Raw genomic sequence first — 22,127 nt, 5'->3', positions numbered from 1 at the left:
GTAGGCACAGATATTTTTCCTACAGTGAAGGTATGAAAATCCTTAGTCATCAAAGCCAGAACTGCGGAATGTGGGTTTTAGGCAAATACGTAGCGAAATTCCTCCGCAGCGGCTCTCAACTGCTTCCTGAAGATTGGGAAGAAACTCCGGCTATTAACTGTTCGAGAGGAATTACACCGGAGTTTTTAGCAGAACACGGGTTTATTTAGCTAATATCATGTCTGGTCGTACGATCGAGAGATTCAGGAAGTTTTAGGTGAAGTTTTGTTACACTATCTACCCCATCCTATTTTGTGCTTATTATAATCATGCTTAAAATAGCGAGAAAGCAAGTCCAATATCTCACTTCTAAATATCGGTCGCGGCTCGTCGTCCTACAACTACTACCTCCTGCGTGGCATCCTTGATGAGGCGGTTATAGCGGAGGCTCGGGCCGTCGCTGCATCGCTACCCCAGCAGAAAGGTCTGTATAGTCGAAGCGGTAGCAATAAGATGTACGTCTATCTAGATCGATTACCATCCTTAGTCGCACTACTTCCTCAGCTTTTTGACCACCTCCACATTATAGGGAGCAATTTTTTTTGTAGCGAGCCTACTAACCCCAAGCACAACTCTCATGGGGAGTGGCATACAGGACATAGCCTCTACTTTGGCGTGAGAGGATCGGCTATGACATTGTGGATTCCCCTTCAGGATCTCAATGAGGACACGGGAGGACGGCTAAAGCTTTATAACGGCAAGTACATTAGCCAGATAGACGATCTGTTGAATTGTCAGGTGCGACACACGGGCAATAGCATCTCTAACGAACACTCCATCCTGAAGTTTCTCAACCATGAACTGGAGTCAGGCTGCAAGATAGAGAATATGTGTGTTGGTGATGCCTTGCTCTTTGACGAGATGCTCCCGCACCAGGCAGAGAAATGCCGCATACACCGAGAAGCGCTTGCTGTGCGTCTTGTGCTAGGCGATTACAGTCTCGACAAGGAGCTGATACAGCAGGTTCTTAAACGATACGAGACTGTTCCTGGAGAGAACGGCTATGCCGGGGAATATCTCGAAAACCTTCTGGAATACGGGGAATACCAGTTCCCTGGGTCAGCCGAGAGAACACAAATAGACCCCCCCACAGAAACAATGCCTGTGGAAGAACCTGAATTGAAACGAAATCTGTGGACGCGAGTTCGAGAACGAATGCAACGGTAAGACCGATTTTATCATTCGTACCGGAACAAATAGCGAACGCAGATAGTGCCGATAGTAATTAATTAAAATCTACCTGCGTTCATCTATGTTTTAAGATTTAATTAGGTGTTAATCAGCCGCCAGCAACAGCCGGAACAATACTGACTTCATCACCATCTTGGAGGGCTGTTTTTGAGCCATCCAAAAAGCGGATGTCTTCGCTGTTGACGTAGAAGTTGAGAAATCTGCGGGGTTCTCCCTTTTCATCACACAGGCTTTTTTTGATGCCGGGACAATTGGTTTCCAGCGATTCAATCAGTTCGGAAATGTTGTCACCGCCGCATTCGATGGTGGCTTGATTGTTAGTGAATTTTTGCAGGGGAGTGGGAATTAAAACTTTGACCGTCATTTTTTTAGTCCTTAGTCAGTAGTCAGTCCTTAGTTATCAGTCATTAGTCATCAGTCAACAGCTTAACAACTAATGACCAATGACCAATGACTAATGACTAATAAATATTAAACCGAAACTTGTTGCCATTCTAAGCGTTCGAGTGTACGGGCGCGTTCTAGGGCGCGCTCGAAGGCTTCTAGTTTCGGTTCGAGGGTGATGGGTTCGCCGATGTAGCCTTGAACTGCTTCTTGCGTTTTCAAACCGTTGCCGGTGATGTAAACGACGGTGGTTTCATCGGGATTGATTTTACCTGCTTCTACGAGTTTCTTCAAGACTGCGATTGTCGTGCCACCGGCAGTTTCTGTGAATATGCCTTCAGTTTCTGCTAGCAGTTTCATGCCTTCGATGATTTCGGTGTCGCTGACGGATTCAATGTTGCCGTTGGTTTTGCGGGCGATTTCCAAGGCGTACATACCGTCGGCTGGATTGCCGATCGCGATCGACTTAGCAATTGTATTCGGTTTCACCGGTTTGACGAAATCACGACCTTCACGGAATGCTTGGGCGATGGGGGAACAGCCGTCAGCTTGGGCGCCACTGAACCGGACTTTCTTTTCATCAACTAAACCGACTTCGATGAATTCTTGAAAGCCTTTGTAAATTTTTGTGAATAGGGAGCCGGAGGCGAGGGGAGCGACGATGTGATCGGGCAATTGCCAGCCTAGTTGTTCGGCAACTTCGTAGCCGAGGGTTTTTGAGCCTTCGGAATAGTAGGGACGCAAGTTGATATTGACAAATCCCCAGCCATGTGTATTGGCGACTTCGCAACAGAGGCGGTTAACTTGGTCGTAGTTGCCGTGAACTGCCATGACAGTTGGATTGTAAATCAGAGTGCCGAGGACTTTGCCTGCTTCTAAGTCGGAGGGAATGAAGACTACGCAGTCGAGTCCGGCGTGGGCGGCGATCGCAGCCGTAGAGTTAGCTAAATTGCCGGTGCTGGCACAGGATACCGTTGTGAAACCCAATTCTCTCGCTCTGCTGAGGGCGACTGACACCACTCTGTCTTTAAAGCTGAGAGTGGGCATATTGACGGCATCGTTTTTAATATAAAGATTTTTTAGACCGAGGCGGCGGGCTAAGCGGTGGGATTTTAATAGAGGAGTCATCCCAGTGCCGACATCGATGACGTTATCTGTAGCGACTGGTAAAAATGCGCGGTAGCGCCAGATCGAGTTGGGGCCGGCTGCGATGGTTTGGCGAGTGACGCTGCGGCGGATGGCGTCGTAGTCGTACTTGACTTCAAGCGGGCCAAAACAGCAATCGCAGACGTGCTTGGCTTGGAGTTCGTACTCTTCACCGCATTCTTTACATTTGAGGGCTGTGAAGGTTGCTGCTGTGGATTGGGTTCTGGTCGCCTGGGTCATAGCTCAACTCTCTAGTTTTGCGATGTTTTCTTAGTCTTGTGCAAGATTAGCACGGTCAATTTACCCCGTCAACCATACCCGATTTTTTTAGTCGGGATTGATTTTTTAGTGACTTTTGAGTTAAACACACCACTGTTTAACTTTGACATTTGGGCGGGCGAGACGCCCAACCCCTACTCCCCACAAGGATTTGACTTGTTTTCAGGATTGGGCTCTTAATCCAGATTGTCAGGCCCGCACGCGAGTTCGATCGAGATCAAGGATGATTTGCCGCCGGAATTGTTACAAAACTTAATAAATCTTTTTTGGGCTAAGAATTGGGCAGTAGTGCGATCGAACACAACTACAAAACCTCGAATTTTTGATTAACTGAGATGTTGCACCATTCTCAAGAACAGGCCGAAAAGCCTGTTCCACAAAAAAATTCATCTCTTGTGGAACAGGCCGAAAAGCCTGTTCATAAAAAGCTTATTGAGAATGGTGCAACATTTCAGATTAACCAACTTAGCCTACCCGCCACTGACGGGGGGGATGAGTACAACTTCGTCGCCGTCTTGGAGGATGGTGTCGGGGGAGACGAATTCCAGGTTGAGGCCGAAGCGAGTGCGATCGCGCCATTGTTCTAATTGAGGATATTGGGCGATCGAGCTTTCGAGCACTTGAGACACAGGGGTTTCGGGAGGAAGTTCTAGTGTAAGTTCCGAAACGCCGTAGGCTTCACCGAAGGCGGCGAACAGTTTAACGGTGATGGTAATCGAAGAGTTAGACACGGCTGTTGAGTGCGATCGACGGTTTGGCAATTATCAACTACACCATACAATTAATTAGGAATTAGGCGCGCCGAGGCTTAGAATTGAAAGCGGCAACCTCTAGTTAAGTTTTACCCCATCGGGTAAAGATAATAGTTGATTGCCGCAAAAAGTCTTAACAGGATTGTATGCCGATCGCTCTCACCAACCAGGCGTTAGAAGCAGTTAGCATCCACTTAGATGCAGCTAGCTAAGGTCTAGTTGGCTGCTGTTGAGGCTAATGCGAGAATATTTTTTGATGATGCGGTATAGATACTTTACCGTAATTGTGGGAGAGTACAAAAAGATCCCACTAAATTTAGCAGGCAACAACGCAGACAAGGCCTTGTCAACCCGCTTCCCTGACAAAAAATCAGGTTATCAAGTGAGGCTTGGGATGGTCAAACCTTTGCCATGCTTAGCAAGCTAGCCGTTCTATCTAAGAAGAATACTGAAGTTAACGCGATAGAAATATATGGCAAATAACGATTTTAAAGTGCTTCAAATTATTGAAGCTAAAGGCTGGTATGCCTTTGGGAGTACGAAGCAAAGCCAGCACGTTGAGAGATGGGTAAGACCTGTAGTGTGTTGGGTTTTAATAGAAGATAAAAAAAAGCGACGGGTTGTGACAGCTACCGCTAGCTATCAGATCCAGATTGACGACAAAGAAGTCGAGTTTTTTGCCCACGAAAGCGAAATTCAAGATCTGGAGAGTCTCCCGAAGTCTGTCTCGGTGTCAGAATTTCTGAAAACAGAAGATTGAGAGAAGGGCAAAAGGAGCTGATTTAACAAGTTATTAATTATTCCTTAGTGATTCCTTAAACTTGCTGTCGGATTCTATTTCAATGAGAGGCAGAGCTCTAGATGGGGGAGAGGGGCAGATGGGGACAGGGGGAGACTTTATACTTTTGCTTGGCCTTCTGCATCTTGTCTCCAATGCCTCAAGTACCGCAAAAAATAAAGAGGCCGGAAGATTGCTGGCAATGCCAACACGCTTCCGACCTTGCTGAATAACAGGGTATGCATATGTTTTTAAAGTATGGCAGGGATGCTTTTGAGATATCAAGAGGACTATTGCAATCACCCACTTTTGCTTTCAGGCTGTGTTTGCAAGGCTCCTATTATTTTAGACTGAGAATTTGAAAATTGAGAGGGGGGAGGCTTACAGGTTAAGGATTCTAGCTGTTTATCTGTAGCAGGTGCTACAAAAAATGGTGGCATTGGCGGACGATCGCACATTCTCGCTAAATTGTTTGCACTCAAAGCTGAAAGTTCGATCGCCCCCTGCAACGGCTGCGACTTCAAACCCCACTAACAACAGGTTCACGCTTCTGCTGCGACATCCGCCGCCCCAGCAGGGCCATCCGCACGCCACCGGCTGGCCCTAAAGTCACCCCTCGGCGTTTGGCCTGTACGGGCTTTTTCTCGGCCAATACGAGGTCGAAATCCCGCAAAATGGTTGCCAGCACCAGTTTCATCTCCAACTGCGCCAGCGCCAAGCCGATACAGCGGCGGCTGCCGCCTCCAAAGGGCAAATACTCATAAGGCGAGAATTGCCTCTCCAAAAACCGTTCCGGTTTAAATTGCAGCGGTTCTGGATACAAATCCTCCCGTCTGTGGGTCAAATAAATCGAGCCGATGACAACCGTGCCAGGTTCGAGTTGATGTCCCATCAGTTCCACGGGCGTGAGCACTTCTCGCGCAAATGTCAGCATTCCCACCGGGTAAATTCGCAGCGTCTCCTGACAAACTGCACTCAGGTAAGGTAAGCGGAAAATCTCCATCGGGTCGGGATTTTCCCCCAAACTGTCCAATTCTTGCAGCAACTTCTGGCGCACCGAGGGCAAACTGTGAATCCAGTAAAACGCCCAAGCTAGGGCCGTTGCTGTGGTTTCGTGGCCTGCAAACAGCAGCGTCATCAACTCGTCGCGCAATTCTTCATTGGTCATTGGTTGCCCGTTTTCGTCGCGGGCGGCCATCATTAAGCTGAGAATGTCGGTGCGGCTGGCGTCTGGTTGTAGTCTGCGTTCTTCAATTTCCCCGTCGATCAGAGCGTTAACTTTCCGCTGCCGCTGTTTCATGCGTCCCCAAGGACTCCAAGAACCCCAATCTTGCTGCATCCAGCCGAAAAACAGTATGCTCGATCGCAACGGAGAACCAGTCATATCCACGAATGAGGCAAGTAGTGGCCTGAGTTTTTGTAACCGCGGCCCGTCATCGAGGCCGAAGACAGCTTGCAAGATTACCCGCATGGTGACTTCCTGCATAGCGCTGCGGGCTACAAAAGGTCGATCAACCGACCATTTGCTGGCAACATCTTGAGCGATATCGCAAATTAGTTGGCCGTAGTTCCGCATCCGTTCCCCGTGAAAGGGCGGCATCAATAATTGGCGCTCGCGTTTGTGCCTTTCTCCTGAGAGCATAATCATGGATTGTTCTCCCAGCATGGGTTTGAGAATATTATTCAGGCGGCCTGGAGCGTGAAACGCGTTGCTGTTGAGCATCTCCTGGACAGCTTGCGGGTGGTGGATCATCACCAATGGTTTCCCGTTGTTCACTTGAGCTGTGAAAATGTCGCCGTATTGTTTGGCACATTTATCCATGTATGTCAGCGGATCGCCGATCCATTGAATTAGCTGCACAAAGGGTGGATCTGTGGGGCCGTTAGGTAGTGTCATAGGAATTACCTGGGTGTGGGTCACAGGACTTAGCAGCATCAAAAAACCTCAAATGGTTTGAAGGTTTATTCAATCCCTCCCAACCCTTGTTTTTAAGGGGAAAATTGCGTAAGTCCCATCTCCAATAATTTTAATAGCTTATTCTTTAACCGTGTTCAAAATGTCCTCTCCAAGCTCTGTAAAACGCACAGTTTTGATTTGCCAAGGAGCATAACTGGTTAAAGTTTGGCGCACGCCGCCGAACAAACCTAACATCTGACAACTCGACAGATTTTGCAATTTCTGCCGCGAATTTCCGGAGGCTCGCAGATCCACGGTAGCTATTCCCCGGCTGCGATCCATACTGAGCCGATAACCAACCAAACCAAGACTATCAAAAATCTGCTGCTTTAACACTTCATTAACAGCCAATGACATTAACTGGTTGTCTGGGCCTGTCACTGTTTCCGGCTTCAGAGTTTGACACAGATTGTCTACCTTATACACGGTAACGGTGACAGTATTCTCTGAGACGGCCGCACTGCCTAAAACTAAGGCAACAGAGTTAGAAGGCTGCGTTAATTGACTCGATCGAGCCTCAATTTGATTTCCCGTTAGCTGTAGGTGTTGGAACCCAGGGGCGCTTCGGGAGAGTTGGCTCTGGTTTTCGGTTGAGGTAGCTGCATCTGAGCTAGAACAACCGCTACCGCCTATCAAAATTAACCAAACGCCTAAATATCCTAACTGTTTGCAGATACGGTTCATAGTTTTTAATACTCCACTAAACGTCAGTGTATGGAGGGTGAATTTTGGTGGTAGAAAGCACTTAGACCCTGATTACACTCACTTAGAAGTATTTCCCCCAGTACGGAGATGAAAACAAGTTAAGAGTTCTTTTTAATACCTGGATTTTAGTGTTAGCTCCCGCAAGATGGGTTTTACCCCTCAGTGCAGTAACCCAGGAGTCTACCTGTCTCAGCAGATCAAGCTCGCGACCGAGCACGTAAGTGATATCAAATATCGTGTCACTAAGTGTGATGTACCCTTGCAATTCGAGCCATTCCAATATCTGAGGTAAAGAGCCTCTTTCCGGTTTGCGACAGCCCGAGCTGGATTAGTAGTAATGAGGACAGAATTCCGACTGGCGCGCGCATTTTAATGTCGGCTTCGGAGCGCTTTTTTTAACAGCGCCGAAATCGCCGTTAGAGGAAACGTGCAAGTCGCGAACAATATCAAAACTTACGCATCAAGAGCAAAAAAACCGGGTTTTTTAACCAGGCATAAGGGCTGCAACGAAGTGTTTTCGTAAAAAAAACTGGTTTCTGGTCAAGTCGCGAAGAACATAATTTCCAAGTCAGCGGAGTTGTAACGAACAAGCGTGTCAAGGGTGTTATCGCAGCATTCGGTGATTTTTGTGCCGAATCTCATAAAACACAGGGAAAAAATCATGAAACAGCAATTATTGACAAAAGTTTTGGTGGCAACAGCCATCGCCCTCAGCGGCCTGACGGTTGCTTCTGGACCGACTTACGGTCGGCGAGCATCGGGGGAAAGTGGATTTTGGTGCAGTACCTCGACCGGTGCGCCGGTGACGGTGTACCAAAACGCTCAAGGTGCTGTAGAGCCTTGGATTGAGTGGACTTCCGATTATTTCTCCGGTTCTGGCTACGATCCGGCAACTCGGTGTCAATTAGTGAGTCAACGCCTCGAAACCTATCGCCGCCAACGAATGCTTAAGTACATTACTGCGGGCCAAATGAACGGCCAGAACGTCATCTGCACGGCGAATCAAGTCAATGGGCGGTGTCAAAATTTGATTTATACCCTCAGACCCGGCCAAGACCCGATCGGCTCTTTGTATAATTTGTTGGCTTGGCGCCAAGGATATGTCGGGATGCCGTCTTTTGATGAAGCCAGTAATATTCCTTACATTGATGTCAGCAAAAAGCTAGGGGAAAACATGGATGATGAGGCGCAACTACCCCCTTTTCCCCACCGTTCGGACAGCCTTAAAGATTGGCAAATTTTCCATCCCATCACCAATTCCAAGGATTGAGGTGGAAAATTTGGCGCGTCAAACAGCGCTACGCATCCCGACGAGAATATCTTCTGCTTCTGGGACGATCGTCCCAGAAGCAGGGCCAAACCTATACGGTGCTGACTAACTAGCAGGTTGTGGCGATCGGACTTGTCACCGATGACGGCCTCCTCTACCCACTGCTAGGAGTTCCGAGGCTGCTGGGCTATACCGAGCGGGCGATCGTTCTGTTTCGTGGCGCGATCGAGTATAAACTAGCACTATTTATGCTTGAACCCGGATCGGTGTCTGAGGCAATGCTGGCAGTGGGCTTTCCTGCAGGTGCTGAGGTTGGGAGTTTCGCTGACCACGAATTTCAAAGGTGGTATCCGCCACGTGATTTATCTCGCGCAAGTCAATCCAAAATCGAAAATCGAAAATCCTCAAGAAAGAGCATTTATCCGTGGGGTCGCCTCTAAAATCTAAAATCTAAAATCTAAAATCGATTGACGCGGGCTTCGTTTCGGTGCTGCTACTCAAATCTTTGCCTCAAGGTTATAGGTTGGGCTATACAAATGAGGTTAAAATCGGTATGAGTCGCGACCCGATTTTTAATGCCAAAGGTTTCTTGATTGGGATTAACGGTAGGGGCAAGTATCGAGATCCAAATTTTGGCGTCTATGAAGAATGAAGATGGAAGTGAATCAACAGCGGAATTATTGGAGAAAATGGTTAAATCCAGTTGGGGAATTCCGATTAGTATATATTGGCAGTTCGCCTCGTTTCATCTAGGGAGTTATCGATGAATGTGTGGAGTTTGCGGTTTGACGCGCTGACAATCATCTTGACAGGTGCATTAACAGTGACGGCGGTTGTCAGCCAACCATATGCTGCCTGTGCCAAAACAGCCGAAGAAATTGCCCAGCTAGCGACCTTGACAACTGTGCAAGTCAACAATACGCTGGGTTTTTTTGCTAGTGGATCGGGAGTAATTATTGCCAAACAGGGTAATATTTACACGGTTCTGACAGCTAATCATGTGGTGGCAAGCCTCGCTCAAAAATACAGCATTCGCACTCATTTGGAAAAGGATTATGCTGCGATTAGAATACAGCGCCTACCGAAAAATGACACGGATATAGACTTGGCTTTGATACAGTTTCAGAGCAGAGAACAGTATCCAGTAGCACCAATGGGCGAGTCAGAACGTGCTGTTGTTGGTTCTGCTATTTACGTTTCTGGCTATCCGCTGCCAATTTCGGGAGTTGAACGAAAACTTGAGTTTACTACTGGTATCATCTCTTCTCGCTTGGGCAGCGCCTCATCAGGGTATCGTCTGCGCTACCAAGCTGTAACCAGGCGCGGGATGAGCGGCGGGCCTGTATTTAATGCTGATGGCAGGGTAATAGGAATTCACGGCCAGGGGGATACTGTTGGAACAATTATGAGTCAGTGGAACGGTCAGATTGAGGAGATAAAAACGGGGTTAAATGCGGCAATCCCGATCGATGCTTTTATGACTTTGCTATCACAAAATAAGCGTAACGGCTTTGATATTCTCAGCAATCTTTCTATCAGCAGCGCCTCTAGTCAAAACCAGCCGAATCGGGCTTATGGAGGATTTGTATGCGATACCTCCACGGGCGAGCCGGTGACTGTGTATCAAAATCCGCAAGGGTTCAGGGAGCCTTGGATTCGCTGGAATTCTAATTTCTTTTCTAGTTCGGGTTACGATCCTCTAACTCGCTGCCAACAAGTGACTCAGCGCCTTGAGAATTATAACCGAAATAAACAGCTAAATTATGTAACTGTGGGTATTGTAAATAACCAGAAAGCGATTTGCACGACTAGCCGCGTTAATGGGCCTTGCGAAGGTTTGATCTACACGCTGCGCCGCGATCAAGATCCGACTCCTGCACTTAGCAGTTTTTTTGTTTGGCTGCGGAATCAAAAGGCTGTGCCTTCTCTTTCTGAAAGCGGTACTGTGCTGTATATCGATGTCCGGGAACGGCTGGAACAATTTTAGATTGGGGATTTAAGATTTTAGAGGGATGAGTAATGGGTAAACACAGAACCCCGACTTTTTTAAAATAAGTCGGGGTTCTCAAACAACTACTTATTAGCTGAAAAGTTGACATATTTTACTTATTTATCACTGACATAATAGAACTCTTGATTTTTTGGAACACGGAAGCTATAAAATTACTCTTACATTAATCTAACTCAAATTTTTCAGGTATCAAGCATGACAGCAACTACCCCGCAGGCAACGTCAACAACGCCCGCTTTTTGCGAAGGCATTCAATATTTTTCTGAAACAGTCCCTGGTTTTGATACTTATGGGAAAACACCTGCGATCGCCGAGGGGAGCAAGTCGATCGCCGATCCTGCCGATCCCGTCGCCGTCTTTCAAACGATGCTGGGAGCAGACGCCCTGCGCTACCTGACGCTGCAAGTCACCGCCAGCAAGGCATCGGGACATCCGGGGGGTTTTGCTAGCCAAGCTGAGGCTTATGCCGCTTTGGTGATGCTCGGACACAAGAACATTGTCACCGAAGTCGGCCATCACGCGCCGGGATTTTACAGCGCCATGTTCCTCGATCGATCTTTGGAGGATATGGGAATTGTTAACGTGCAGCAAGTGCGCGATAAATTCCGAGAAAAAGACGGTTTATTAGGACATCTTTCCGGTTTCATTCCCGGCCTTTTAGCACCGGCAGGCCCCCTCGGACAAGGGCAGCATTTCGCAATGGCTGGAGCACTTTTGCACCCCGACAAACTGTTTGCTTTCACAATGGGCGACGGCGGCATGGGCGAACCTTATCCGATGAGCAGCATGGCGCATTTCCACACTGCTTATCCCAAAGCTACTAACTTTTTGCCAGTGTTAGTTTGGAACGGATATTCTCAGGAACATCACAGCATGGTTTCGACTAAAACTAATGCTGAAATGATTGCTTATTGGCAAGGTAACGGTTTTGAAGAAGTTATCTTAGTTGATGCTAAGGAATTTGACGATAAAAATCAACCGGAAGATTATGTTGACAGCACTGCTTTTTCGCTCGAACAGCGGATGGCATTTACCAAATCTGTTTTACAAGGAGTTGACAAAGCGGCAAAATCTGCTCTCGGCGGCAAATTAACTGCGTTTATTATCAAACAGTTAAAAGGTGCCGGCGTCCACGCGCGCGGAGCAAAATCTCACAACCTTTATCCGAAAGATACGCTGGATGCTCCGCACATTATCAGTGCTCTAAAAGAGCGCGCTTTGACTGCTGCTGCTTGGGAGTTGGTGCGGACAAATTGCGAGCGTGCGGGCGGCGGGCCGGCGGCGAAAACAGTTGTTACTGAGTTTACATTGCCGCTGGCAGATTTAGGCGAATTACCTTTAGAAGAATTTGCAGTTGGGGGAGAACCGAAAATTTCGACAACAGCAATGGGGCGTTTGGTAGGGAAAGTTGGCGAGCGCGATCGGACTTTTCTTGTGACTAATGCTGACGGCAACGAAGCATCGGCAATTGCCAATATCAACCAAGCTCTCAAAATTATTCACCCAACGACAGATGACCTGTACAATCAATCGCCCAACGGTCAAGTTTACGAACCTTTGAGCGAAGATGCTTGCGCCGGTTTAGCTGTAGGTTTATCGCTATTCGGAGCGCGGAGTTTGTGGTGTTCCTACGAATCTTTTGCCATCAATGGTTTACCAATTTGGCAAACTGTAACCCAAGCAATGGCAGAATTGCGCCGTCCAACTCCGGCAACTGTCACTTTATTTACAGCGGGTGCATTGGAACAAGGCCGCAACGGTTGGACGCACCAACGGCCGGAAATTGAGGCTTATTTTGCGGCGATGATGCGGAACGGAAATGTGTTTCCTTTGTTTCCACCGGATGCTAACAGCATTCAAGCTTGTTATGAGTGGGCTTTGACTGCTAAAAATAAGGGAGTTGTGATTACTGCAAGCAAGTCGCCGCTGCCAATTCGCACTACTTTTGAACAGACTCGCCAAGGCTTGCAAGACGGTGCAATAGTTCTGCACGAAGTCGATTCCCCGCAAGCTCCTCACAATCAAGGAGGGAGCAAGAAAGTTGTGTTTGCAGTTGTCGGCGACATGACGTTAATGCCAGTGTTTGAAGCGGCGGCATTTTTGGAAACAGAAGGGATTGGAGTGCGGATTGTTTCTGTTGTGAATCCCCGGCGTTTGTACCGTGCTAGCGATGTTGCTTGGGATACTTGTTCGGAAGCTGACGGCGGCTTTTTGAGCGATGAGAAATTTGCCGAATTGTTTGGCGGAGATGCCTTAATTGGCGTGACAGGCGGTGCTTCTGGGATGTTGGAACCTGTGATGCTCCGCAGCAATTGCAAGCGGGATACTTTCGCTTGGAAGCGGGGGGAAACTACTGCTAGTGCTGGTCAGTTGATGGCGTTTAATGGGTTGACTGCTGAGGCGTTGACTAAAAGGGCGATCGAGCTAGTTCATTAAGTTAGAATGTGAGTGAATGCCCCTGCCTGGTTTGTGCTGGGTAGGGGCTAGTAATATTTAAAATAGGATGGTGATACTTGTGACTGCACAACTTTTAGAAGAAATAGGTACGCTTGCGGAACAGCGATTGATTCTCCCCGGTTATTATACTTGGGAGCAATTTGAGGCGATCGAATCTTTGATGGCCGACTCTCCTGGTTTACGGATAAGTTATCTTGATGGGTGGATCGAGTTTATGACACTGGGCGAAGCACATGAAAGCTTTAAAAAAGCGATCGCTATATTAGTGGAAGCATACTTTTTTGAACTCGGAATTGAATTCTTTCCTGTAGGGAGTGCAACTCGCAGAGATCGGGCAAGAGATGTATCATTTGAACCAGACGAGTCTTATTATATAGGTTCAAGAAAAGAGCATCCCGATTTAGCCGTGGAAGTAACGATTACTAGCGGTAGTACAAATAAACTAGCTAAATATCTGCGACTTCGCATTGCTGAAGTTTGGTTTTGGGAAAATAATCGGCTTGCTGTTTATCGGCTGCGCGAGGATGATTACGAGCAAATTTCAAGAAGTGAGTTTTTGCCGGAATTGGATTTAGAATTACTGGTACGTTGCGTTTTAATGCCTTCAAGGATTGAGGCAAGGACGGAGTTTCTTAATGGGGTTCGGCAAGGGGGTTGAATGCTGAGGAGTTGGTAAAAAGTGCGATCGTCTACGAGGGCTTCGCTAACGACTTGATTGGTTAAGGTAAAATGTGACCGACAACCATTGGCTCTCACAAACAACCTTTGCGCGCTCAACTCCAACGATTGGTTAGACTTGTAGGTGTAAAGTTACTAAATTATTCCTATCTCTCTTCCTTCATCTGCGTGAATCAGCGTCAATCCATTGTCATCTGCGGTTAATAAGTTCTCTTTTTTTAACCGCAGATGAGGGCAGATTAACACAGATTAACGCAGATGGATTAGATCGAGTCCGGTTGCACGATCCTTGATTTTTGGCTGTTGAGTAGATTTGACGCCCGACGATGCTACCGGATTTGATATGATAGGATTCTAGAGCCATACGTGCAGCTTTAACCTAATGCTGAGGGGATAATTTATTCTGAACTTTTCCTGGTTGGCTGTTAAATAAGTTTGCTTTGTTGGCTGGGAATATAGCGAGAGTGCTAGAGGTTGTGCTGCGACGGGACATCAATATTGTGTGAAATATCTGTCTGAATTTTATTGCTTTTTTCCCCGCAAGCCATCAACCAAAAACTCATCATCGATCGATCGCCCGCAGCTACAAACTCATCCCGCGAAACCAGATAGCTTTCTATTTCTGACTCTGAAATCAACCCTTGTTTGACCATTTGCAAAATGGGCCCGGAGTCAAGTAAGGGTTGGAACGCTTCAATTCCTATTATATCGCTGTGGCTGACAACGGCTTCTAAATCAACGCTAACAAACCCAGCTTCTTTGAGAATGCGGCACAGATTTCGCCCGACGCATAAATTGCCGCCCCGCGATGCTATCACCTGCTTGAATTTCTCCCGGACAATCTCGACTGACCAAGGTGGATTTGTCAGCCAAAACAGATCCGCGTCGCTATCAATAATCACCAGTTTGCCGCCCGGTTTCAAGATGCGGAATATTTCTCTCGCTGCTGCGACGGGATCTGGGAGGTGAACGAACAGCAAACGGGCGATCGCAAAATCGAAAGTGTTAGCCGCCAAACCAGTATCCCCAACCGATGCTTGGATGCGATCTACTCGTTCGCCCCCTTTGTCCTGTAAATATGCTACTGCTTTTTCGTGCAGTACCGGGTCAATTTCTACCGCTGTTACTGAACTGTTGGGCAGCAATTCTAATAGTTTTTCGGTGAAAAATCCCGGCCCGCTACCCGCTTCCAAAACATTCATCCCGTCGGCTAAACCGAACCACTTTAAAGTGCGCGCTTCCTTTTCCCAACTGAGGAGAACTTGAGCTTTTAACCGTTGGATTTCTGCGTCAAGTTCCAGATTGTACGTGCTTGCTTTATATGAACCTTCTGCTGTCATAAAATCATTGCTTTTACCGCGAAACTGGTGGCTGTAAAACTTTAGCATCATTTGCTATTTCCGCTGATTCCAAAACCTGCTCTAAAACCGGAGTAGGAATGGGCACTTCTTCAACTACCTGATGCTTTTCCAAAGTCAAACGAGACTGGGACGAACCCGACAATCTTTTCAACAATTTTGGTGTCGGATCGTACAGCAAATAAATAATTCGATCGCCTGCTTGCCAAATCTGGGTCGCCGACACTACTTGCAAGTACCCCTGCCTTTCCAGTAGCAGCGGCGCTAACTCCCCGGCTTGAACCAAAGCTTGCAAGTGAGCAATCTGAAACTGCAAGCCCTCTGTTTTTAACTCAGTTTCCCCCAATTTTACTTCGCCGTCGCTCAAATATTCGTTCCAATCCTTCAGCGACAAATCGGAGACAAAAGCTTGATTGATTTTAGCCTGATTTGCAGGCGTATTTGTTTGCGGATCTTTGGGGAATATTGCCAAAACTCTCGGCGGTGCAAACTCTTCGGCTGCTCGCTGAGCTAACACTAAGTTTACCTCGCCATTGTTAGTCATTGCCAAAAAAGTTCCCATCGATTCCAGTCCGGCTTCTTCTAACACGCTGTGGTCGAGAGCACTGCTCAAAAACACCCGCAAACCCTCTCGTTCTGCTTGTTCGCAAGCTTCCGGATTTGTGTCGATAATTGCCACTGATTCTCCGCGTTCTTGAAACAAGCGAGCAATTAATCTGCTCAAAGGATTTGACCCGACAATTGCAGCACCGGTTGCCGATTTTGAGGTGATGCCCAACAGTTGAGCGATCCGGCCGGCGGTTAGTCCCTGGACGAAAACTGTCATAATAATTGTTAGGAAAACTAAGGCTTTAATCGAGTCGCCACCGTTGATTCCCCGCTGGGTGAGCAAAATTGCAAATAAAGATGCGATCGACGCTGAGACAATTCCCCTCGGCGCTACCCAACAAACAAATAATTTCTGTCGCCAATTTAGTCCGCTGTTCCAAGTACACAACCAAACATTGATCGGCCGCACTACCCACATTAAAGCTAAAACTGTAAACAAACTTCCCCAACCGAGGGCGACCACACTAGCGAGGGATAAATCGGCTGCCAGCAGCACGAACAGCATGGAAATAGCCAGGACTGTCAGTTGCCCTTTAAACCTCCTCAGCAGCCTTTCTTCCGGCACAGCAGCGGCTCTGAGGACGATGCCGGATAGAACTGTTGCCATCAGTCCCGATTCGCTGCGGATTTCTTCTGCTAAGCCGAAAAATCCCCACAAACCGGCTAAAACTACTAAGTTTTTGAGGTCTTCTGAGAGAAATTGCGATCGCTTGAGAATGAATCCCAACAACCAACCGCCCGCAACTCCGATGACTGCGCCAACGAAAAGCCGCACGATTAAATCTCGGAACAAAACCACCAAATCAGCATTGCCGTTTAAAATAATATTCAGCACCAATACCGCCAGAATTGCCCCGACAGGATCGATTAAAACGCCTTCTGCTTCTAGCAAGGCGGCGACTTGTTTGTCAACAGAGACTTGTTTGAGCAAAGGGCCGATTACTGTCGGGCCGGTGACGACTACTAGAGAAGCATACAAAAATGCGATCGGCCAGGGAAATTCCCCCAACCAGTGTGCGGCCATTCCGCCGCCAATTAGCGTAATTAATGTGCCTACTGTAACTAAATTGCGGATGCTGCCGGAAAGTTTGCCCAAATCTCGCAATTCCAAATTCAAGCCGCCTTCAAACAGAATTAAAGCTACGCAAAGGGATACCATAACTTCCAAACCGCTGCCCAGCAGATTGGGGTGCAGCACTCCCAAGCAGTCTGGGCCGGCTAAAATGCCAAACAACAGCAAAAATACGATCGCCGGAACTTTCAGATAGGCGGCCAGAACTTGAGCGCTGATGCCACAGATGACGGTCATGACCATCAACATGGTGATGTTAAAGGGGATTTCCATAGATATAATTGTTACAGGCTGCCCGCTTAGTTTTAAATGTTCGATCGCGGGTAATTGGAGTGCAGGCGCTATTTTCGGCGCAGCTTACAAACTCGGCACGGCCCTGGATTTTTCCCAATAAGATTAAAAAACCTTGATAGTCGCTATAACTTTATCAGATAATTCTCTTGGCGTCAAAGATGGCAGCTAGCTGTAGCTAAGCGAGAGATTGTCTGTTATGTTCGAGAGTCCGATGGGGATGCGGGCACAGAGGGAGAGGATTTGACGAATTTTGATGGGGAGTCAATCTCCAATCTCAAATAGCAAGATTTGCCAGCTTTTCCATTATAGAGCCTTTTAACCCCAGATTCATCTGTGGAGTCAATCTCCTATCAAAAAGCTCACATCTCAAATCGATCGCCCTCAGACTCATCTTTAGAGTAGAGTTGCCATCTAAAATCTCAAATCTCAAGATTCCTCTGTAGAGTCAATCTCAAATCTATAATCTATAATCTATAATCGACTGGCATTCTGCCACCTGCGAAAAAACTCCGAGAGAATGGCCGGGGAAATTCGCCCTTCCAGCCAATCTAAAGCCTGGTTTTGCTGGGGTGCTGCCCGATAAAATTTGCACGCATCTATTAGCCGAATCGGAGAATTAGTGACAATAGATTGAGAGCGCCATTTTTGTGCAAACTCGGTAATAATAGCCGGAGAAATTTGTTTTTGCAGCCAATCTAAAGCTTGGTCTTGTTGTGCTAAACCGCGATAAAATTTGCCCACATCTATCAATCGCAAATTACTGTCTTGAGGTAAGGTAGTTGCCCGCCATTTTTGAGCAAATGCCCCTAAAACAGAGGGAGGAACCTGACTTTGCAGCCAAATTAAGGCAGTATCTTGGCTAGCCTTAGCTTGATAAGACGAAAATATCTGAGTCAGCCGCACGTCTGATATGGGAGTGGGAGTCGGCTGCGGGACTGGTGTCGGGGCTGGAGGGGGGACAACTACTTTGGGAGATTTTCGCATCAAAGCGGCCCAGATTTTGAGGCCTGCAATGCCGTCTGGATTGAGACCTTGAGATTTCTGAAACGAGATGAGGGCCGCTGTGGTGGTAGCTCCAAATTTACCGTCCATCGCGCCTTGATAAAAACCTTTAATTCTTAATTCCCTCTGGATGTCTGCAACTTTATAACTTATGGCGCCTTCTCGGACGCTTTCAAAAATATTGGTGTCTACATTGCCCGATACGCCGGAGACGCTGCCGCTGTCGCTGTATTGCCAAAAAGTCCAAGTTTTCCAGCCGCCGGGAACCCAAGGTTCCTCAGCATTGGTATAGTGAGCAATCCACAGTGGGTAATCGGCAAACCGTTTTGTCCCCAGATTATCCCAGAAAGCGGGGTAAGTGTAGATAATCGGCCGCATCAAGGTGGCTTTTTCAACTGCTTCTAACCAAATTGCGGCTCGATCGCACAATTGATCCACACTCAAACCGCCTGTAGTTTCCATATCCAAGACTGGCGGCAAATCCCCCGCTTCGAGTTTTACAGTTTTCAAGAACAAGTCTATTTGTCCTTGAATGCTGCTTGCAGGTTGAAAAAAGTGGTAAGCACCGCGTTGAATCCCCGCCGCTTTCATCGCCGCCCAATTGCGAGCGAAACTTTGGGCAACGAACGTTGCACCCTCGGTCGATTTGACAAAACTGAAGGTAATACCATCCCTGGCAACTGCTTGCCAATTGACATTGGGCTGGTAGTCGGAAACATCTATACCGCGAATACTCATATTACCAAGAGTTGAGAAAAGCTGGTTTGCTCTGAAGCAGCGACTCGATTAAGGGTACATTAATTTGTAATGCTAAGTCGCTAATTGTTTTTTTTGGAAGGGAGATGGTGCACATGAACTTGGATCGAATAGAGCCCGGCCCTGGTCAAGAGTCTGTTTGGGATTACCCGCGTCCCCCTCGGCTTGAGGAATCGACCAAACACGTACGGATAATTTTTAATGGAGTGACGATCGCCGACACGCGCCGTCCTCAGCGGGTATTGGAGACCAGTCACCCTCCTGCCTACTATATCTGCCCCGATGACATCAAAATAGAATATTTGCACAAAACTTTACGGGGTTCTTGGTGCGAGTGGAAGGGACAAGCCGGTTATTACACTGTGACGGTAGAGTCGAAAGAAGTAGTCAATGCGGCTTGGTTTTATTCCAATCCTAATCAGGTTTTTGCAGCTATTAAAGATTATGTGGCTTTTTATCCCAGCAAGATGGATGCCTGTTATGTGGACGGGGAATTAGTGCAATCTCAACCAGGGGATTTTTACGGCGGCTGGATTACCAAAGATATTGTCGGCCCGTTTAAGGGAGGGCCAGGAACTTGGGGGTGGTGAGGGAAGGTTGAGTTTTGAGTTTTGAGTTGAGAACAGGGGCAGAAACCACGTTTTTTTATGCAAAACCTGGTTACAGCCTCGACCCTGGTTTAAAAACCAGGTTTTTTGAGTTTGTATGCACCGTCAATGAGTTGAGCAATGGCGCCGAGATCGTTTTTTTGTGCCGTAAAAAGCCCATCGTAAAAAATCCAGAATAATTCAATAAATCTGTAATTTAGTGAGCATGAATCAATGCAATGCAGCTAGGGCAAAAACTAAGGCAGCAGCTTATTCCATTCTTAAGAAATAGTGTAGTAAAAAATACGGACACTGGTAATAAATAAATAATTATATAATTTAAGAGCTGACACTAGCTTTGTTGCTGGTTTATTGTTTATTCGGATCTGCGCTGTGTCTGTTGAATTTATTGAGCCGTCTAACTCGGCAGAAAACTTACCCCAAAATTTATCTTTAGAGTCTACCCTTAAGGATCTGGCTCTCTTCAATTTTCAGGTTGACTCCTCATATCTCGCCAAAGAAGTAGCTCGGTTGTTTCAATCTCACCCGCTGCTTCCGGGAGTTATCTTGACCGTAAATGGGGAATTTTTAGGGATGATATCGCGTCGGCGATTTATGGAACGCATGAGCCGCCCTTACGGAGTAGATATATTTGCTTGCAGACCGATTATAGCCTTGTATCAAATAGCTCAAACCGATATTTTGATTTTACCTGGAGTAGCCTTAATTGTCATGGCTGCTCAGCGCTCCGTGCAGCGACCGCCGGAACTGCTTTACGAGCCGATTGTTGTGCAGTTAGAACCTCAAGTTTACCGATTGTTAGACGTGCATCAACTCTGGGTAGCTTTATCCCAAATTCACCAACAAGCTACTTGGTCTATGAGCGAACTTTATTACAATTTATCGCTCACGCAATCCGAGTTAGAAGCAGCTAATTCTCAATTAAAAGCAGCTAATTCCGAATTGTATCGCCTTGCCAACTTAGATAGCTTAACTCAGATTGCCAACCGCCACTGTTTTAACGAATACTTACATAAAAAATGGCAAGAATTGGGAGAAGCAGCAGCAGAACTATCTTTGATTTTATGCGATGTTGACTTTTTTAAGACATACAACGATACTTATGGACATCAGGCGGGAGATGCTTGCTTGCAGCAGGTAGCCAAAACTATTGTTGAGGCTGTACATTACTCAGCAGGCGCAGTTTCGGGGGAGACTCTGGTAGCTCGTTACGGAGGTGAAGAATTTGCGGTAATTTTACCCCGCACTTCGTCTGAAATAGCTGTTTGGATTGCAGAGCAAATTCGAGTTTGGGTAAAAGAACTAGAAATCGAACACATTAATTCAGCGGTGTGTTCTTTCGTGACGCTGAGTTTGGGGGTAGCGAACACGCTTCCTCAGCCCGAAACTTCCCAGGAAAACCTGATTGCAGCGGCAGACCGTTCGCTTTATCAAGCTAAACACCGAGGGCGCGATCGAGTAATTTTAGATTTTAGATTTTAGATTTTAGATTGGAAAAAGCGATCCACGGATTTATCCGTGGGCTTGTTTAATGGTTTCGATCACAGATTGTCTGGCAAATCGCCGATCGACCTCCCGATGCTAGCCAGCAATTTCTCCAAAGCTTTCATCTGCTTGACGGTGAACGTCGGCACATTCTTCCCCAACTCCCAACGACTGATTGTTTGCGACGAAACGCCAAGCTCTCGCGCCAAATCTTCCTGACTCATCTCCAGTTCTTCCCTGAGCTTCTTCAAATGCGACTCTTCATCTTCAGGTCGCGGAACGGGCTTTTTCGGCATATCCTCGATCGCACATTTTTTATATAAGATGCTTAAGCATCTTGACTAAACAATAAATTGATTAGACAATATGTTTAATAGCCAGTCCAGAACCGTGGAAAGTACAAGGACTGGCTCTAATACCCCTTTGGAAAGGAGCATGAATCGATTATGCCTTACAAACAGCGTCTGAATTCCTGGATTATTGTTCGCCTGCTTCCCAATTTACAAAGAAGCGTCGTGGGTCGGTTTCGCAGTTGGTCGGATGCAGACGGTCAGATCCGCATTTTGCGACAGTTGTTGCCGGAAGCTCGCCTAATAGTCGTGTTCGATCCGGGCTCTCGCTCGTAAATTAGTTTTGAGTTTGGAAGCGATCGCGCAACGGTACGGCGGATAGCTGGGGAGGTGCGATCGCTCCTTTCCAGCAATCTTTGCGATAAAATGTGGAAAAGTATTTAGCTGTGACGCATTTTTAAGCTATGGATCTCGCTGGTACTCTTGCAGAAATTATTAGTTTGAGCGTTAATGACAGAATTCGCTTAGTACAAGCGATATGGGACAGCATAAGCGCCGATCCCGAACATCTTGAATTAACCGAATCTCAAAGGATAGAACTATCTCGCCGCCTGCTAGACCACGAAACAAACCCCAATGCGGTTATTTCTTGGCAACAAGTAAAAGCTAGAACAATGGCGAGGTTGCAACAGTGAGCCTTTCTATTGTCCTGCGTCCGGCTGCACAGGAAGAGTTTGATGAGGCTGTTGATTGGTACGAGCAACAAAGTGCAGGACTAGGAGTAGAGTTTCTCAATCGTGTAGAAGAAGCACTCGATCGAATTAGCGCGACGCCAGAAGCTTACTCAATTGTTTTCCAAGAAATGAGGCGGATTGTCGTGCGAAAGTTTCCCTACTTAATTTACTACCGTGTTGAACCGGAGCAAATTGTAGTTCTCGGGATATTTCACAGCAAGCGAGAGCCGAAAACTTGGCAGTCACGAGTCTAATAATTTTATGAATAGGAG

22 protein-coding genes and 1 pseudogene are annotated in these 22,127 nt (G+C 47.0%); 14 read left to right on the top strand and 9 right to left on the bottom strand.

The features are described from left to right. Together QUB08_RS11120 and QUB08_RS11115 are read left to right on the top strand one after the other, a co-directional pair. Positions 1-209 (top strand): annotated as a pseudogene (locus tag QUB08_RS11120) (hypothetical protein); the annotation flags it as partial. A 283-nt stretch (positions 210-492) separates the two neighbouring features. Continuing rightward, positions 493-1,206: a hypothetical protein gene (locus QUB08_RS11115; RefSeq protein WP_333224781.1), complete on the top strand. Its 714-nt coding sequence runs from the start codon at positions 493-495 to the stop codon at positions 1,204-1,206. A 112-nt stretch (positions 1,207-1,318) separates the two neighbouring features. On the opposite strand, the gene QUB08_RS11110 is transcribed toward QUB08_RS11115, so the two are convergent. The 3 genes from QUB08_RS11110 to QUB08_RS11100 form a co-directional block, all read right to left on the bottom strand. Beyond that, positions 1,319-1,594, bottom strand: coding sequence for a MoaD/ThiS family protein (locus QUB08_RS11110; protein ID WP_172188035.1), 276 nt, complete (start codon positions 1,592-1,594; stop codon positions 1,319-1,321). Positions 1,595-1,701: 107 nt separating this feature from the next. After that, positions 1,702-3,000, bottom strand: a complete 1,299-nt coding sequence (gene thrC, locus QUB08_RS11105; protein WP_333224780.1) for a threonine synthase — start codon at positions 2,998-3,000, stop codon at positions 1,702-1,704. Positions 3,001-3,509: 509 nt separating this feature from the next. Beyond that, positions 3,510-3,770, bottom strand: coding sequence for a MoaD/ThiS family protein (locus QUB08_RS11100; RefSeq protein ID WP_015179186.1), 261 nt, complete (start codon positions 3,768-3,770; stop codon positions 3,510-3,512). A 493-nt stretch (positions 3,771-4,263) separates the two neighbouring features. Between QUB08_RS11100 and QUB08_RS11095 the strand changes: the two genes are divergently transcribed. Then, positions 4,264-4,551: a hypothetical protein gene (locus QUB08_RS11095; RefSeq protein WP_006632921.1), complete on the top strand. Its 288-nt coding sequence runs from the start codon at positions 4,264-4,266 to the stop codon at positions 4,549-4,551. 538 nt (positions 4,552-5,089) lie between these two features. Here the strand turns inward: QUB08_RS11095 and QUB08_RS11090 are convergent. Together QUB08_RS11090 and QUB08_RS11085 are read right to left on the bottom strand one after the other, a co-directional pair. Then, complete coding sequence (locus tag QUB08_RS11090; RefSeq protein WP_333224779.1) at positions 5,090-6,466, bottom strand: cytochrome P450; 1,377 nt, start codon at positions 6,464-6,466, stop codon at positions 5,090-5,092. 138 nt (positions 6,467-6,604) lie between these two features. After that, a complete protein-coding gene (locus tag QUB08_RS11085) occupies positions 6,605-7,210 on the bottom strand; it encodes a hypothetical protein (protein WP_333224778.1) in 606 nt (201 codons plus the stop codon). Between the two features lie 682 nt (positions 7,211-7,892). On the opposite strand from QUB08_RS11085, the gene QUB08_RS11080 reads away from it, so the two are divergent. The 6 genes from QUB08_RS11080 (at position 7,893) to QUB08_RS11055 (ending at position 13,627) form a co-directional block, all read left to right on the top strand. Next, on the top strand, positions 7,893-8,501 hold the full coding sequence (locus tag QUB08_RS11080) for a COP23 domain-containing protein (RefSeq protein ID WP_333224777.1): 609 nt from the start codon (positions 7,893-7,895) through the stop codon (positions 8,499-8,501). A gap of 119 nt (positions 8,502-8,620) precedes the next feature. Then, positions 8,621-8,941: a hypothetical protein gene (locus tag QUB08_RS11075; protein WP_333224776.1), complete on the top strand. Its 321-nt coding sequence runs from the start codon at positions 8,621-8,623 to the stop codon at positions 8,939-8,941. A 47-nt stretch (positions 8,942-8,988) separates the two neighbouring features. Beyond that, positions 8,989-9,153, top strand: coding sequence for a hypothetical protein (locus tag QUB08_RS11070; protein ID WP_333224775.1), 165 nt, complete (start codon positions 8,989-8,991; stop codon positions 9,151-9,153). Between the two features lie 111 nt (positions 9,154-9,264). Next, on the top strand, positions 9,265-10,488 hold the full coding sequence (locus QUB08_RS11065; protein WP_333224774.1) for a COP23 domain-containing protein: 1,224 nt from the start codon (positions 9,265-9,267) through the stop codon (positions 10,486-10,488). Positions 10,489-10,707: 219 nt separating this feature from the next. Next, on the top strand, positions 10,708-12,948 hold the full coding sequence (locus QUB08_RS11060) for a phosphoketolase (protein ID WP_333224773.1): 2,241 nt from the start codon (positions 10,708-10,710) through the stop codon (positions 12,946-12,948). Between the two features lie 79 nt (positions 12,949-13,027). Then, the gene (locus QUB08_RS11055) at positions 13,028-13,627 is read left to right on the top strand and encodes a Uma2 family endonuclease (protein ID WP_333224772.1); all 600 of its coding nucleotides are present in this window, start codon (positions 13,028-13,030) and stop codon (positions 13,625-13,627) included. A 487-nt stretch (positions 13,628-14,114) separates the two neighbouring features. On the opposite strand, the gene QUB08_RS11050 is transcribed toward QUB08_RS11055, so the two are convergent. From QUB08_RS11050 to QUB08_RS11040, 3 genes are all read right to left on the bottom strand, one after another. Then, entirely contained in the window at positions 14,115-15,038 is a 924-nt protein-coding gene (locus QUB08_RS11050) for a methyltransferase domain-containing protein (RefSeq protein ID WP_333224771.1), read from the bottom strand. Continuing rightward, positions 15,001-16,959, bottom strand: coding sequence for a cation:proton antiporter domain-containing protein (locus tag QUB08_RS11045; RefSeq protein WP_333224770.1), 1,959 nt, complete (start codon positions 16,957-16,959; stop codon positions 15,001-15,003). The genes QUB08_RS11050 and QUB08_RS11045 overlap by 38 nt, the downstream gene beginning before the upstream one ends. Positions 16,960-17,451: 492 nt before the next feature. After that, positions 17,452-18,720: a GH25 family lysozyme gene (locus QUB08_RS11040; protein WP_333224769.1), complete on the bottom strand. Its 1,269-nt coding sequence runs from the start codon at positions 18,718-18,720 to the stop codon at positions 17,452-17,454. Between the two features lie 113 nt (positions 18,721-18,833). Here QUB08_RS11040 and QUB08_RS11035 point away from each other — a divergent pair, with 113 nt between their 5' ends. Beyond that, positions 18,834-19,328 carry a DUF427 domain-containing protein gene (locus QUB08_RS11035; RefSeq protein WP_333224768.1) on the top strand — a complete coding sequence of 165 codons (495 nt, stop codon included), beginning with the start codon at positions 18,834-18,836 and terminating at the stop codon, positions 19,326-19,328. Between the two features lie 390 nt (positions 19,329-19,718). Continuing rightward, positions 19,719-20,828, top strand: coding sequence for a diguanylate cyclase (locus QUB08_RS11030; protein WP_333224767.1), 1,110 nt, complete (start codon positions 19,719-19,721; stop codon positions 20,826-20,828). 59 nt (positions 20,829-20,887) lie between these two features. Here the strand turns inward: QUB08_RS11030 and QUB08_RS11025 are convergent, their stop codons facing one another. After that, positions 20,888-21,127 carry a helix-turn-helix transcriptional regulator gene (locus QUB08_RS11025; protein WP_172186452.1) on the bottom strand — a complete coding sequence of 80 codons (240 nt, stop codon included), beginning with the start codon at positions 21,125-21,127 and terminating at the stop codon, positions 20,888-20,890. Positions 21,128-21,277: 150 nt separating this feature from the next. On the opposite strand from QUB08_RS11025, the gene QUB08_RS11020 reads away from it, so the two are divergent. The 3 genes from QUB08_RS11020 to QUB08_RS11010 all read left to right on the top strand — a co-directional run bounded on the left by QUB08_RS11020 (position 21,278) and on the right by QUB08_RS11010 (position 22,109). Further along, positions 21,278-21,457 carry a hypothetical protein gene (locus QUB08_RS11020; RefSeq protein WP_333224766.1) on the top strand — a complete coding sequence of 60 codons (180 nt, stop codon included), beginning with the start codon at positions 21,278-21,280 and terminating at the stop codon, positions 21,455-21,457. Positions 21,458-21,585: 128 nt separating this feature from the next. Then, on the top strand, positions 21,586-21,816 hold the full coding sequence (locus QUB08_RS11015; protein WP_333224765.1) for an addiction module protein: 231 nt from the start codon (positions 21,586-21,588) through the stop codon (positions 21,814-21,816). Next, a complete protein-coding gene (locus QUB08_RS11010; protein WP_333224764.1) occupies positions 21,813-22,109 on the top strand; it encodes a type II toxin-antitoxin system RelE/ParE family toxin in 297 nt (98 codons plus the stop codon). The genes QUB08_RS11015 and QUB08_RS11010 overlap by 4 nt, the downstream gene beginning before the upstream one ends. Positions 22,110-22,127 lie beyond the last annotated feature (18 nt).

Source organism: Microcoleus sp. BR0-C5 (genome assembly GCF_036705045.1).
Classification (GTDB): Bacteria; Cyanobacteriota; Cyanobacteriia; order Cyanobacteriales; family Microcoleaceae; genus Microcoleus.
The sequence above is the reverse complement of the archived record's forward strand: the minus strand, read 5'-3'. Positions and strand labels throughout refer to the sequence as shown.